This window comes from Pedobacter cryoconitis (assembly GCF_003259615.1).
Taxonomy (GTDB): domain Bacteria; phylum Bacteroidota; class Bacteroidia; order Sphingobacteriales; family Sphingobacteriaceae; genus Pedobacter; species Pedobacter cryoconitis.
Genome location: NZ_QLLR01000034.1, coordinates 21,402 through 34,308, shown reverse-complemented (window position 1 = coordinate 34,308; position 12,907 = coordinate 21,402). Strand labels below are relative to the sequence as shown.

General features: G+C 40.0%; 12 protein-coding genes. 5 read left to right on the top strand and 7 right to left on the bottom strand.

Annotated features, from left to right (window positions below):
• Nucleotides 1–182: 182 nt before the first annotated feature.
• On the top strand, nucleotides 183–809 hold the full coding sequence (locus LY11_RS22865) for a tetratricopeptide repeat protein (protein WP_111635941.1): 627 nt from the start codon (nucleotides 183–185) through the stop codon (nucleotides 807–809).
• Between the two features lie 84 nt (nucleotides 810–893).
• On the opposite strand, the gene LY11_RS22860 is transcribed toward LY11_RS22865, so the two are convergent.
• The 3 genes from LY11_RS22860 to LY11_RS22850 form a co-directional block, all read right to left on the bottom strand.
• Nucleotides 894–1,424: a hypothetical protein gene (locus LY11_RS22860; protein WP_111635940.1), complete on the bottom strand. Its 531-nt coding sequence runs from the start codon at nucleotides 1,422–1,424 to the stop codon at nucleotides 894–896.
• The gene (gene gpmI, locus LY11_RS22855) at nucleotides 1,425–2,945 is read right to left on the bottom strand and encodes a 2,3-bisphosphoglycerate-independent phosphoglycerate mutase (protein ID WP_111635939.1); all 1,521 of its coding nucleotides are present in this window, start codon (nucleotides 2,943–2,945) and stop codon (nucleotides 1,425–1,427) included. It lies immediately after the preceding gene.
• A 115-nt stretch (nucleotides 2,946–3,060) separates the two neighbouring features.
• Nucleotides 3,061–4,404, bottom strand: coding sequence for an alpha-L-fucosidase (locus LY11_RS22850; protein ID WP_111635938.1), 1,344 nt, complete (start codon nucleotides 4,402–4,404; stop codon nucleotides 3,061–3,063).
• 130 nt (nucleotides 4,405–4,534) lie between these two features.
• Here LY11_RS22850 and LY11_RS22845 point away from each other — a divergent pair, with 130 nt between their 5' ends.
• The 4 genes from LY11_RS22845 to LY11_RS22830 are packed head-to-tail and all read left to right on the top strand — an operon-like array spanning nucleotide 4,535 to nucleotide 7,312.
• A complete protein-coding gene (locus LY11_RS22845; protein WP_111635937.1) occupies nucleotides 4,535–4,930 on the top strand; it encodes a DUF4783 domain-containing protein in 396 nt (131 codons plus the stop codon).
• Between the two features lie 48 nt (nucleotides 4,931–4,978).
• Nucleotides 4,979–5,821, top strand: a complete 843-nt coding sequence (nadC, locus tag LY11_RS22840) for a carboxylating nicotinate-nucleotide diphosphorylase (RefSeq protein WP_111635936.1) — start codon at nucleotides 4,979–4,981, stop codon at nucleotides 5,819–5,821.
• Between the two features lie 3 nt (nucleotides 5,822–5,824).
• Nucleotides 5,825–6,478, top strand: coding sequence for a glycerol-3-phosphate 1-O-acyltransferase PlsY (gene plsY / locus LY11_RS22835; RefSeq protein WP_111635935.1), 654 nt, complete (start codon nucleotides 5,825–5,827; stop codon nucleotides 6,476–6,478).
• Between the two features lie 6 nt (nucleotides 6,479–6,484).
• The gene (locus LY11_RS22830) at nucleotides 6,485–7,312 is read left to right on the top strand and encodes a M48 family metallopeptidase (protein WP_111635934.1); all 828 of its coding nucleotides are present in this window, start codon (nucleotides 6,485–6,487) and stop codon (nucleotides 7,310–7,312) included.
• Nucleotides 7,313–7,353: 41 nt separating this feature from the next.
• On the opposite strand, the gene LY11_RS22825 is transcribed toward LY11_RS22830, so the two are convergent.
• The 4 genes from LY11_RS22825 to LY11_RS22810 all read right to left on the bottom strand — a co-directional run bounded on the left by LY11_RS22825 (nucleotide 7,354) and on the right by LY11_RS22810 (nucleotide 12,845).
• Nucleotides 7,354–8,613 (bottom strand): anthranilate synthase component I family protein, encoded by a 1,260-nt coding sequence (locus tag LY11_RS22825; RefSeq protein WP_111635933.1) that lies wholly within the window; start codon nucleotides 8,611–8,613, stop codon nucleotides 7,354–7,356.
• A 79-nt stretch (nucleotides 8,614–8,692) separates the two neighbouring features.
• Entirely contained in the window at nucleotides 8,693–9,970 is a 1,278-nt protein-coding gene (locus tag LY11_RS22820; RefSeq protein ID WP_111635932.1) for an adenylosuccinate synthase, read from the bottom strand.
• Nucleotides 9,971–10,005: 35 nt separating this feature from the next.
• Complete coding sequence (locus LY11_RS22815) at nucleotides 10,006–10,494, bottom strand: Fur family transcriptional regulator (protein WP_068402925.1); 489 nt, start codon at nucleotides 10,492–10,494, stop codon at nucleotides 10,006–10,008.
• 143 nt (nucleotides 10,495–10,637) lie between these two features.
• The gene (locus LY11_RS22810) at nucleotides 10,638–12,845 is read right to left on the bottom strand and encodes a RelA/SpoT family protein (RefSeq protein ID WP_111635931.1); all 2,208 of its coding nucleotides are present in this window, start codon (nucleotides 12,843–12,845) and stop codon (nucleotides 10,638–10,640) included.
• Nucleotides 12,846–12,907: the final 62 nt, after the last annotated feature.

Here is a 12,907-nt window from a genome sequence, read left to right as displayed (position 1 = left end):
TGCCAAAGATTGAATATCGCTTTTTATCTGTTAAAAAGTCAGAATATGCAAAATTATTTGACTGGTGTATCATATTTTCCATTTTTGAACGTTTACCCTTTAAATATCAATAAATGATACGTAAATTATGGGTACTTAATACCTATCATTTTATATCTTTATTCTTTATTAAATAAAATTTGATGAACTACATTAAAAAAGCGCTTATACTATTTTTGGTTGTTTCTGCCAATGCCGCTTTCGCTCAAAGCGGAAGTTACGATAAATTAGGAATGCAGGCAATGATGAAAGGCGATTATAAAGGAGCCGTTGCTCAATTAGAAAAAGCTGATGCCAAAACCCCAAATAATCCAAGCGTATTAAAGATGCTCGGATATTCTTATTTTCAATGTGGTAATTTTGAGAGTTCTATTGAAACCTATAGCAGGCTGATCACGGTAAAACCTTCTGACTATTCAGCTTATTACTATAGAGGTAAAGCAAGACAGAATGTGGCCAACGATCCAAAGGAATCTTTGAACCAGATGCGGGAGACATTTTATCAATCAGCAATTAAAGATTTCAGTAAAGCAATCGAGATCAACGGAGAAGAAGATACCCAATTGTTGCAAAACAGAGGTTTAGCTTATAAGGATTATGCAATTTATAAATCTTATAAAATTAAGAAACGCGTAGATAAAGATGCCTGTATCGTATTGTTTAACAATTCAGTTGCAGATTTCCAGAAAGTCTTAACTGTGCAGCCATTACGTAAGGATATTATTTCTTTGATAGACTATGTGAAAGCACAGGTGGCAAGTTTGAAATAAAACAAATAAGTTATCCATAAAAAAAGCCAGAGCATCATACTCTGGCTTTTTTTATGGATAACTTATTTTGAAGTTCAGCAGTTTCTATTTGAACCTTCCTGTAATTGCATAACTTTTACCTTTAAGCAACTTGATGTTCTGGGTTTTCTTCACCTCATACAAGCTATCAGGAAAATAAGAAAGCGTATCATTTGAGGTGTACAGTGAATTAGTATTGCTGATCAGCAGCTTTATGCCATGGATCTTGCCGTTCCTGTAACTCACAGTAAGTGACTTTACAGGCACTTTCTCATTGTCAGAAAGGTACGTCTCTGAATCCTTTGCCTTCGCTGCTGTAAACAATCCCTGCCAGGCAGATTTATTAATGTCTGCATCAGAAAAAGAGGATAACTCTTTTGGCCAATCCGCAATCTTCAGTTTTTTACGCTCTGCAGCCTGATTCACAATAACTGTCTTGTCGATCTCAGGGTTTAATGCCGTTAAACGTTTGGCCTCTTTCGCTATATAATCCTTCAGATCGAAATAAGCCAAAGACGCATTGTGGTTTTTGGGCGCTGCAGGAGTACAGGCCGCAAAAACTAAAATGCTTAAAGAAAGGAATGACAGTTTCTTCATTTATATCAAATAATTTCCTGTCATGATCGCAGGTTTCTCAATTCCCATTAATTTCAGGATTGTAGGTGCAATATCACCTAGTTTACCATCTGCAATGGAAGTATATTCAGTACCTACCAGGATACAAGGAACAAGGTTAGTGGTATGCGCAGTATTTACAGAACCGTCTCTGTTCACCATATATTCTGAATTACCATGATCTGCCAGGATAATGAAAGAGTAACCATTTTCAAGACCTTTGGTAACTACTTCCTGTGCACAGCGGTCTGCAGTTTCCACAGCTTTAATAACGGCTTCAAATACACCGGTATGACCTACCATATCCGGGTTTGCAAAATTCAGGCAAATAAAATCTGCCCAGCCTGTTTCCAGCTCCTTTGTAATGGCATCTGTAATTCCCTGTGCACTCATTTCTGGTTGAAGATCATAAGTGGCTACCTTTGGAGAAGGCACCATGAGTCTCTTTTCGTTTTCGAAGGCAAGCTCTCTGCCACCAGAGAAGAAGAAGGTAACGTGAGGATATTTTTCTGTTTCCGCAATACGGATCTGGTTTTTATGATTTTTCTCTAAGATTTCTCCTAAAGTTTCTGTCAGGTCATCTTTGGTGAAAATAACTTTTACACCTTCAAAATTCTCATCATAAGTAGTCATTGTTACGTAGTACAATGGCAATTTGTGCATTTCGAATTCAGGGTAGTCGTTCTGAGTCAGGGCAGCAGTAATTTCTCTGCCACGGTCTGTTCTGTAATTGAAACAGATTACTACATCGTCAGGGGCAATAACGGCCAATGGCTGCTGATCTGCTCCGGTAACAACGATTGGTTTCACAAATTCGTCAGTAATGCCTTCAGCATAAGACTGTTCAATCGCTTTTAAAGGCTCCTGAGTATGCAAACCAATCCCTTTAGTCATTACATCATAAGCCTGTTTAACACGTTCCCAGCGAGAATCTCTGTCCATCGCATAGTAACGGCCAATCAGGCTGGCTATTTTACCCGTAGATGTTTTTAAATGTGCATCCAGTTCTTTAATAAAACCTAAACCTGAATTCGGGTCTGTATCCCTGCCATCTAAAAAGCCATGAATAAAGACATCTTTCAGCCCCTGATCATTTGCAGCATCACATAATCCTTTTAAATGATTGATATGTGCATGCACACCACCATCAGACACTAATCCGATAAAATGAACAGCTTTGTTGTTTTTCTTAGCGTAATCAAAAGCATCAACTAAAGTCTGATTAGTTTTAATAGAGCCATCGCTGATTGCTTTGTTAATTCTTCCCAGTTCCTGGTAAACTACTCTTCCTGCACCAAGATTCATGTGTCCGACTTCAGAATTTCCCATTTGTCCGGCAGGTAAGCCTACGGCCTCACCGGATGCTTCCAGTTTAGAATTCGGGTAGTTTTTCAGTAAAGAATCAAAGAAAGGTGTATTTGCTGCATATGCCGCGTCTGAGTTGTCTTGTTTTCCGTAACCCCATCCATCAAGAATGAGGAGCATCACTTTTTTATTATTCATTTAAATTGAATTGATATTTCGCTGATAAATAATGTCAAACAAATATAACTCTTATTGATTTTGATGCGGCATCTAATTGTAATTTATACACTCGTCTGATCTTCGTTCCTGAAATTTAGTTCTTCATGGTTATTTTTATCACCTGTATTCCTGTGCATGGCTCAGCTAGTATTTTAGGCAATTGCAGGGAAACCTGGTTATTTGCTGCTGCACTGAACTGAACAGGCATATCCGATTCCAGTAATTTACAGTCTTTGATTGCTGATGCAGGGAAGGGTAAAACAAGCTGGCTTAGTGGTTTTGCAATACTGGCATAAATATAATTTTCTCCATGAGTTCCTGTTTTCTGAGTCAGGTAAACATCCTGAATAACCGGAGCATCCACGTGGGAAGCCCCATAAACTGCTTCTCCGTTTGCAGTGAGCCAGCCACCCATTTCACGCAGGCGCTGAATAGCTGCCAGTGGGATTTCTCCATTGGGTTTAGGGCCAACATTTAACAGGTAATTACCTCCTTTAGCTACATTACTCACTAAATAACCAAGCATTTCATTCGCAGGTTTCCAGTTGTAATCTTTGGCATGCCATCCCCAGGAATTAACCATTGTCGCGGCAGTTTGCCAGGGCCTGGTCTGTAATTTTTCCGGGTAAGTATTGTCCATCATTTCCAGGAAATCAATATCGTCTCCAGGGTTGAGGTAAGAAATACGGCCATTAATTAAGCATTTTGGACTTTCTTTTCTGATTAAGGCAATGAGCTGATCCCGTCTTTTATCCGAAATAAATATCTTTTCCTGTTCATCACCCCAGGTGTCAAACCAGAACATGTCCGGATTGTAGTTGTGAATAAGTTCAGCAACCTGTGGTAAACATTTCTCGTTCCAGTATTTCTCGAATTGTGCGTCTGTTTTTCGTGGCAGCCATTCGGGGGTTGCACCTCCGGGATGTTCCCAATCTTCGCAATGTGAATAGTAAAATCCGAATTTTAGCCCATACTTTTTACAGGCTTTGGCCAGTTCTCCCAGGATGTCTTTTTTATAGGGCGTGCTACCAATATCATAAGTCGAAACCTTCGAATCCCAAAGCGCAAACCCATCATGATGTTTAGCGGTGATGACAAAGTATTTCATACCTGCATTTTTAGCTTCAAATATCCATTTGTCCGCATCAAAATTAACCGGGTTAAATTGTTTAACCAATGCCTGGTATTCTTTGGCAGGGACTTCCAGTCTTTGCTGTGCCCACTCTGCATACCATCCGTTTGCATGTTTTAAAGTCGTATCTGGTAAGGTATGTCCGTTATAGCTTCCTTCAAGAATGCTATAAAGGCCCCAATGCACCATCATTCCGAATTTGGCCTCTTTAAACCATTGGCCGCGCGCTGCATTGCTGGTTTGTGCTTTTGTGGTCGTCAACAGCGTGAGGGTAAAGAAAATTAAGATCGCTGATTTTTTTAACATCTGAATATGTATTTGGTTAAAGGTCAATAACTAAGTTACTGCGATGTTTGAAACTCTTGTATAGCTTATTGGCTAATTACTAATCTTTAATGGCATAATTTGTGTGCGGAATAATTGTTATCTTTAGAATATGATTAGACCCATACTTTCGGCAGTGATTTTTTTGACCCAGTTATTCCATCCTGGATTAATTCAAGGAGATATTGTTGATGCTATATCGACCTTATTCAAATCTGCGAATTCAAAAGAGATCAGTAAAAATTTCTCTCCATCTGTAGAATTGACTATAAATGAGGAGGAGGATGTATACACCAAAGCACAGGCTGAACAGATACTCAGGGATTTTTTCACTAAAAATACACCTGTGAATTCAACGGTGGTGCATCTGATTAATACCAATCCTAATTATCGGTTTGGCATCCTGTCCCTGAGCACAAAAAGCGGGAAATTCAGAGTGGCAATTACGCTGAAAAAAACAGCTAACACCTTTTTTATCACCGAATTACGGATTGAACCCGATAAATAGTAATGCAAATTTAGGTAAAAATGCTATTTTTGATCTAAAATACATGTTTTGGATAAGAAATTAATAGACCTATTTATAAAAAATGCGATCACTGAGGACCTTGGTGATGGCGATCATACTTCTATGTCTACCATCCCTGCCGGAACAACCGGGAAAGCCAAGCTATTGGTTAAAGAAGATGGTATACTTGCAGGCATAGAACTTGCGCTTGAAATTTTCAAGCAAGTAGACTCCACACTTCAGACGGAAGTTTTTTTAAACGATGGGGCCGAAGTAAAATACGGGGATATTGCCTTCACGGTATCTGGCAGCTCTCATTCTATTTTACTGGCCGAAAGACTGGTTTTGAACTGCATGCAGCGAATGAGCGGAATTGCAACTAAGACTAACCATGTAGTGCAATTACTTTCCCCTTATCAGACTAAAATTCTGGACACCAGAAAAACTACCCCTGGTATGAGGTATCTTGAGAAATGGGCAGTTAGAATAGGTGGCGGAGTAAATCACCGGATAGGTCTGTATGATATGATTCTGATCAAAGATAATCACGTGGATTATGCTGGTGGAATTTCAAATGCAATTACGGCCGCAAATCAGTATCTTGCAGCTAACGGTAAAAAACTTGAAATAGAGATTGAAGTAAGAAATCTGGAAGAGTTGAGCCAGGTATTAAATACAGGTAAGGTAAATAGGATTATGCTGGATAATTTCAGCTTTGCTGACCTTAAACAGGCTGTGAAATTGATTGATCATCAATTTACTACAGAAGCATCTGGTGGGATTACCGAAGAGAATATAACTGAATATGCAGCGTGTGGGGTTGATTTTATCTCCATGGGCGCATTGACCCACTCAGTTAAAAGTTTAGACATGAGTTTAAAAGCCTATTAAGGTATGATATCTATCTACTCTATTTCTGCGGTTATTTTAGCCTATCTCTGCGGGTCTATACCTACGGCAGTTTGGATCGGGCAGGCATTTTATGGTATTGACGTAAGAGAATACGGCAGCGGTAATGCTGGGGCGACTAATACTTTCCGTGTACTGGGTAAAAAAGCAGGTATGGCCGTCATGACCATTGATATTGCGAAAGGGTACACTGCAACCAAGCTTGCCTATTTTATAGGGCTATCGGTAACCGGGCCACACAACTCTTCGCAATTTGTTAATTATGAACTTGCACTGGGTGTAACTGCTGTGATGGGACATTTGTTCCCAATCTTTGCCGGTTTCAGGGGTGGTAAGGGGGTCGCTACGCTTTTTGGAATGATTTTAGCAGTTAACTTCCCGGCTGCTATGCTTTGTGTTCTTGTTTTTGTGGTCGTGCTGCTGGTTACAAAATATGTATCTCTAAGCTCTATATGTGCAGGATTTACCTTTCCGTTAGGAATTGTTTTTGTGCTGCATTCCACAATTAAGTCTGAAGTTCTGTATGGGATGTGTGTTTGCATCCTGATATTGGTTACGCACCAGAAAAACCTGGAACGCTTACTTAAAGGCAAAGAATCTAAAGTGTATCTGTTTAAAAAGAAAACAAATACTAACTAAAAACCAATGAAGAAATTAACGTTACTGGGTATTGCTGCTGTAGTATCTATGACTTACGCATGCTCTACAGTTCCCTTGTCAGGGAGAAACAGAATAAGTTTTGTCAATGAAAGTGAAATGCAGACTGCCGCTGCACAGAGTTATACTACACTTTTAAAAGATCCAAAAACAAAAATATTAAATAATGCTGATGCCCAGCGGGTCAAACAGATCGGACAGAAGATCGCGGCAGCAGTAACGAAATATATGAATGCCAATGGTTATGCTGCGCAGATCCAGGGTTTTCGCTGGGAATTTAACCTGATTGATAGTAAAGAAGTAAACGCATGGTGTATGCCTGGTGGTAAAGTTGCTGTTTACTCGGGTATTTTGCCTGTAACCAAAGACGATGCAGGTCTGGCCACAGTAATGGGCCATGAGATTGCACATGCAATTGCACAACACTCTTCTGAACGCGCTTCAAAAGCGGCATTAGCACAAGGCTTAGGAGGTTTAGTAGGTGCTGCGGCTGGTAGTCAGTCTGAGGTTACACAAGCTGCAATCAGCAAAATCTATGGTGTGAGTGCACAAGGGTTTTACTTGCTGCCTAATTCAAGAACTCAGGAATTAGAAGCCGATCACTTAGGCCTTATTTTTATGTCTATGGCCGGTTATAATCCATCAAGCGCAGTTAGTTTCTGGCAGAGAATGGCTGCTGTAAGTCAGAGTTCACAGAAACCACCTGAATTTTTAAGTACACACCCTGCCGATGGCACAAGGATTGCACAGATTCAAAGAGATTTGCCTGAAGCACAAAGATATTTTAACTCTCCTACGGGAAAGCCAATCAGGTAATCAGAAGGGCAATCTTCTTGTCAAGTTCTATAAAAGGATCGCTAATGCGATCCTTTTAACGTTTTAATCATTGCTGAAGCTTTCAGCATACATTCTTCATATTCAGCCTCTGCAGAAGAAGCGAAAGTTATTGCTCCGCCCACTTGAAAAGATAAATATTTCTTTTGCTCATTGTACAGGATGCTGCGGATCACCACATTGAAATCAAAATCCCCTTCAGGATCAAAATATCCAAAAGCACCAGAGTAAATCCCTCTTCTGCTGCACTCTGTATCCTCTATCAATTCCATTGCCCTTACTTTCGGAGCGCCTGTCATAGAACCCATCGGAAAAGCATTTTCTATAGCCTCTACCGGATGCAGTTCTGGTTTAAGCTGGCAGCTTATGGTCGAAATCATCTGATGCAGCTGTGGGAAACTGTAAATTCCAAAAAGCTCTTTTACTTTAACTGTTCCCGATACTGCACTTTTAGTTAGATCATTTCTGACCAGATCTACGATCATTACATTTTCAGCTTGTTCTTTAATGTTGTTTTTTAAAGCAATCTTAATCTGCTCGTCTTCCTGAACATCGGGGCTGCGTTTGGCAGTCCCTTTGATCGGCTGGGAAGTTAACACGTTTCCGCGTTTGCATAAAAACCGCTCAGGACTTGCCGAAAGGATATACTTGTGATCCACTTTAAAGAAGCCTGAAAATGGGGTAGGGGATAGTTTATTTAAATTGAGGTAGACCTCATAAGGGTCAATAGCGGCATTTTCCGCAAAGAACTCCTGGCAGAAATTAACCTCATAAATATCACCCCTTGCAATGTGATCTCTCAATTCATTAACCTTAGCCAGATAAGTCACCCTGTCCATTTTGGGTTCCAGTTGCAAAACAGGAGCAGAAGTTACGGCATGTTGCTTAATTCCATGAATGGTTTCCAGTAAATCGGATGGCCCTGCCAGTACTTCAATACGGCCATTGCTAACCGCAATCAGATATTTTGGTGCAAAAAAGAAAAGATCCGGAAAATCAAGTTTGTTTTCTTTGCCGGAATTCAGCTCTTCTATCTCGTTTTTAAGGTCATAGCTTAATAAACCGAACAACCAGCCCGGATGAGCCTGAGCAAATGTTTTCAGCGCCTTAAAAGCGTTTCCTGTTGGGACGTTCAGCTGGTGCTCAGTACCTGCGGCAAGCAGAAAGTCATATTTGGAATAAGGATCAGTGTATTCATTTGAATCAAAACAACAGCAGACCTCAAATTGATTTGCCCATTGTAAAGCTTTCTGTTTAAATGAAATTAGTTCCTGGGAGTTCATGGGATTAAAAATTGGTATTAAATCATGCCTAAATAAAAAAAGGCGGCACCAGGCCGCCTTTTATATATGAATTGATTTCTTAAGGAAGAATCAATGTTTGTACTCTGTCCGGACCTACAGAAAGGTATCTTACCGGTACTTCTAATTCTTTTTCTAAGAAAGCGATATAAGAAGCAAGCTGAGCAGGAATCTGATCAACTTCAGTGATTTTAGTAATGTCAGTTTTCCATCCTTCAATTTCTTTCAGAACCGGGTTTGGTTTGATCGTGATGATGTCATACGGCATGTAATCAATCTTTTCGCCATTGTGCTCATAATGCGTACAAGCATAAATAGTATCAAATCCACTCAATACATCAGCTTTAGTCATGACCATTTCAGTCACACCATTCAACATGATTGCATATTTTAAAGCAGGAAGGTCGATCCATCCGCAACGGCGTGGTCTTCCAGTAGTTGCACCGAATTCGTGTCCTACCTGACGCAGGTTTTCACCTACTTCATCTTCCAGTTCAGTAGGGAACGGGCCGCTTCCTACACGTGTGCAGTAAGCTTTGAAAATTCCGATCACACTTCCGATTTTGTTTGGCGCAATACCTAAACCAGTACAAGCACCGGCAGTTGTTGTATTGGAAGAAGTTACGAAAGGATAAGAACCGAAATCAATATCCAGTAATGTTCCCTGTGCACCTTCAGCAAGAACTTTTTTGCCTTCCTTAAGGTAACCGTTTACAAAGTGCTCGCTGTCTACATGAGGAATAGTTTTGATAAACTCAATAGCCTCGAAGAAAGCAGCTTCTTTTTCTGTCAGGTCATACTCAAAGTTATAATGAGAAAGTAATTCCTTGTGTTTAGTAACCAGTTTATTGTAACGCTCTTTGAAATCAGGTAAAGTAGTATCCCCAACACGTAAACCATTACGTCCGGTTTTATCCATATAAGTCGGGCCAATACCTTTAAGGGTAGAACCGATTTTATCTTTACCCATTTTCTGCTCATTTGCAGCGTCTAAAAGCTGGTGAGTAGGAAGAATCAGATGTGCTTTACGTGCGATCACCAGTTTGCCATTGGCAACAGGATCATGACCAGCAGTTTTCAGGTTATCTAATTCTCTTTTTAAAATGATGGGATCGACCACCACACCATTACCAATCAAATTCATGGTGTCTTTGTTGAAAATACCAGATGGAATAGTATTTAAAACAAACTTTTTGCCATCAAACTCTAAGGTGTGGCCGGCATTCGGTCCGCCTTGAAAACGAGCTATCAAATCATATTGCGGACATAATACGTCAACAATTTTTCCTTTGCCCTCATCGCCCCATTGCAGGCCAAGAAGCACGTCTACTTGCGTCATTATTTTAATTTAAGAAAAGATTATAATTGTGTTGTTTAACTTGCGTGTTTAATATCCTCTTTTTGTTTAATGGATGCTTTAGCTGAACAGTCAAAGCAGCTGCCATATAAGTTTAAAGAGTGATGTTTGATTTCGAATTTCAGCAGGTCACCTACCATGCTCTGAATCTGGTGGATCCTTGGATCACAGAATTCAACAACTTTACCACAATCAATACAAATTACATGATCATGCTGATGGTAGCCGTACGATTTTTCGAACTGGGCCATGTTTTTCCCAAACTGATGTTTAGTCACCAGATCACAGGAAACAAGCAACTCCAGTGTATTGTACACGGTAGCCCTGCTCACTCTGTATTTCTGATTTTTCATATGGATGTAGAGCGTCTCTACATCGAAATGATCATCCCTGGAATAGATTTCTTCTAAGATGGCAAAACGCTCAGGCGTTTTTCTCAGACTTTTATTTTCGAGATAAGCTTCGAATATTTTTCTAACCAACTCGCTGTTATGGTTTGTAGACATAGTTTTAAAACTCCTCTCAAAGGTATCATTTTTTATATAGAACGCGATGAAACTGTTTAAAATTTATCTGTTTATTGCTTCATTTTGACTCATAAGCAATTTAAACAGATAAACTTAAAACAGTTTTTATAGTATAATCAATTTTAAGCGTCGAAACGTGTTACACCCGTTACCCCTTTGACTTCCAAAAGATTTTTAATCAGGTTATCCAGATGCTCTTTATCATTCACAAAGATCATAATCGAACCATCAAAAATACCATTATCCGTGTCCACGGTAATAGAACGCATATTCACCTTAAAATCACCAGAAATTACTTTGGTAATATTGTTAATCAGCCCTACATCATCAATTCCGATAATATGCAGCCCGGTCAAAAAGGTCAGTTCCTGTTGTTTGTTCCATTTTGCCTTCACAACACGGTAACCATAATTGGCCATCAGCTGTGCAGCATTCGGACAATTGGTCCGGTGTATTTTAATTCCCTCACTAACGGTAACAAAACCAAACACATCATCACCAGGAATAGGATTACAACAAGCAGCAAGCGTATAATCGATTTTCTGCAGATCTTCACCAATCAGTAAAATATCAGACTCAGGGCCTTTTACCTTACTCAGTAAAGCTTCAATCTGCTGTCCGTCATTGCGCTCAATACCCCTGTTTTCAATTTCCTTTTCGCTCGCCACATATTCCTTCAGATCCTTCAATTCGATCTTTCCGGTAGCCACAGCAATAAAAAGTTCCTGCGTAGAAGTCAGCTTGAAAAAATAACTCAGCTTATTCAGGTTATCGGTATTGTAGGTAATCTTTAAAGATTTCAGTTTGCGTTCCAGTGTTTCTTTACCGCCCTCAGCAATCTTTCTTTTCTCTTCTTTAAGGGAAGACTTGATTTTTGATTTCGCTTTTGCGGTCACTACAATGTTCAGCCAGTCTTCCTTAGGAACCTGTTTACCAGAAGTTATGATCTCTACCTGGTCACCATTTTGCAGTTTATAAGAAAGCGGTACGAGTTTATGGTTTACCTTCGCACCAATACATTTGGCACCTACATCGGTATGGATCTCAAAAGCAAAATCCAGCGCAGTTGCACCCAGTGGTAATTGGATCAATGCTCCCTTTGGGGTAAAGATGAAGATCTCATCCGAAAATAGGTTCATCTTGAAATCGTCCAGGAAATCCAGTGCATTAGCCTCCGGATTGTTCAGCATTTCTCTCACTTTCAAAATCCACTGATCAAGCCCGTTGTCATTGCTCGACTCTTTATATTTCCAGTGTGCTGCAAAACCTTTCTCAGCAATTTCATTCATGCGCTGCGTACGGATCTGTACCTCAACCCACTGGCCTTTTGGCCCCATCACTGTAGTATGTAAAGATTCATACCCGTTTCCTTTTGGAGAAGATACCCAGTCGCGTAAACGGTCCGGATTGGGGCGGTATAAATCGGTCACGATAGAATAAGCCTTCCAGCAATCAGCTTTCTCATGTTCAGGGGAGCTGTCCAGAATAATCCGGATGGCAAAAAGATCATACACTTCCTCAAAAGGAATGTTCTTCTTTTTCATTTTATTCCAGATCGAATGGATAGACTTTGGCCGGCCATAAATACTCGCCACAAAACCCTGTTCCGCTAATATTTCATTGATCGGATCAACGAAATGTTTCACAAACAGCGTGCGTTCTGCCTTTTTCTCATTCAGTTTGGTTGCAATAAATTTATAAGTATCCGGCTCGAGATATTTCATGGAAAGATCTTCCAGCTCAGATTTTATGGCATACAGGCCCAGCCTGTGTGCTAAAGGAGCATACAGGTAAATTGTCTCAGAGGCAATTTTGAGCTGCTTGTGCCTTGGCATGAAGTCCATCGTCCGCATATTATGCAGGCGATCTGCCAGTTTTATTAAAATTACCCTTACATCATCCGCCAGGGTCAGCAGCATTTTCCTGAAGTTTTCGGCTTGTAAAGAGCTGTTATAATCAAAAACACCTGCTATTTTAGTCAGGCCATCAATGATCTTGGCAGTTTTCTTTCCAAACTCTCTCTCAATATCTTCGAGTGTAATCTCTGTATCTTCAACCACGTCATGCAATAGCGCACAGACGATGGATGTAGTTCCGAGCCCGATTTCCTCAGCAGCGATTTGGGCCACAGCAATTGGGTGATAAATATAAGGTTCACCAGATTTTCTGCGCATATCTTTATGACTTTCAAGGGCCATATCGAATGCTTTTCTGATTTCTTTTTTATCTCCTTTTTGTAATGTTGGCTTACAGGCACGCAAGAGGGCACGGTATCTCTTCAGGATTTCTTGCTTTTCCGCTTCTAAATCAATCACTAAGGTATTCTTCATTTGTATTATTTTCGTAATAATTATAGCTTGTTTATCGTTTAAGAATATATTAGATTTAGTTA

Coding starts and splice junctions, on each gene's coding strand:
- LY11_RS22865 (WP_111635941.1), top strand. CDS start 183: ATGAACTACATTAAAAAAGCGCTTATACTATTTTTGGTTGTTTCTGCC.
- LY11_RS22860 (WP_111635940.1), bottom strand. CDS start 1,424: ATGAAGAAACTGTCATTCCTTTCTTTAAGCATTTTAGTTTTTGCGGCC.
- gpmI (WP_111635939.1), bottom strand. CDS start 2,945: ATGAATAATAAAAAAGTGATGCTCCTCATTCTTGATGGATGGGGTTAC.
- LY11_RS22850 (WP_111635938.1), bottom strand. CDS start 4,404: ATGTTAAAAAAATCAGCGATCTTAATTTTCTTTACCCTCACGCTGTTG.
- LY11_RS22845 (WP_111635937.1), top strand. CDS start 4,535: ATGATTAGACCCATACTTTCGGCAGTGATTTTTTTGACCCAGTTATTC.
- plsY (WP_111635935.1), top strand. CDS start 5,825: ATGATATCTATCTACTCTATTTCTGCGGTTATTTTAGCCTATCTCTGC.
- LY11_RS22830 (WP_111635934.1), top strand. CDS start 6,485: ATGAAGAAATTAACGTTACTGGGTATTGCTGCTGTAGTATCTATGACT.
- LY11_RS22825 (WP_111635933.1), bottom strand. CDS start 8,613: ATGAACTCCCAGGAACTAATTTCATTTAAACAGAAAGCTTTACAATGG.
- LY11_RS22820 (WP_111635932.1), bottom strand. CDS start 9,970: ATGACGCAAGTAGACGTGCTTCTTGGCCTGCAATGGGGCGATGAGGGC.
- LY11_RS22815 (WP_068402925.1), bottom strand. CDS start 10,494: ATGTCTACAAACCATAACAGCGAGTTGGTTAGAAAAATATTCGAAGCT.
- LY11_RS22810 (WP_111635931.1), bottom strand. CDS start 12,845: ATGAAGAATACCTTAGTGATTGATTTAGAAGCGGAAAAGCAAGAAATC.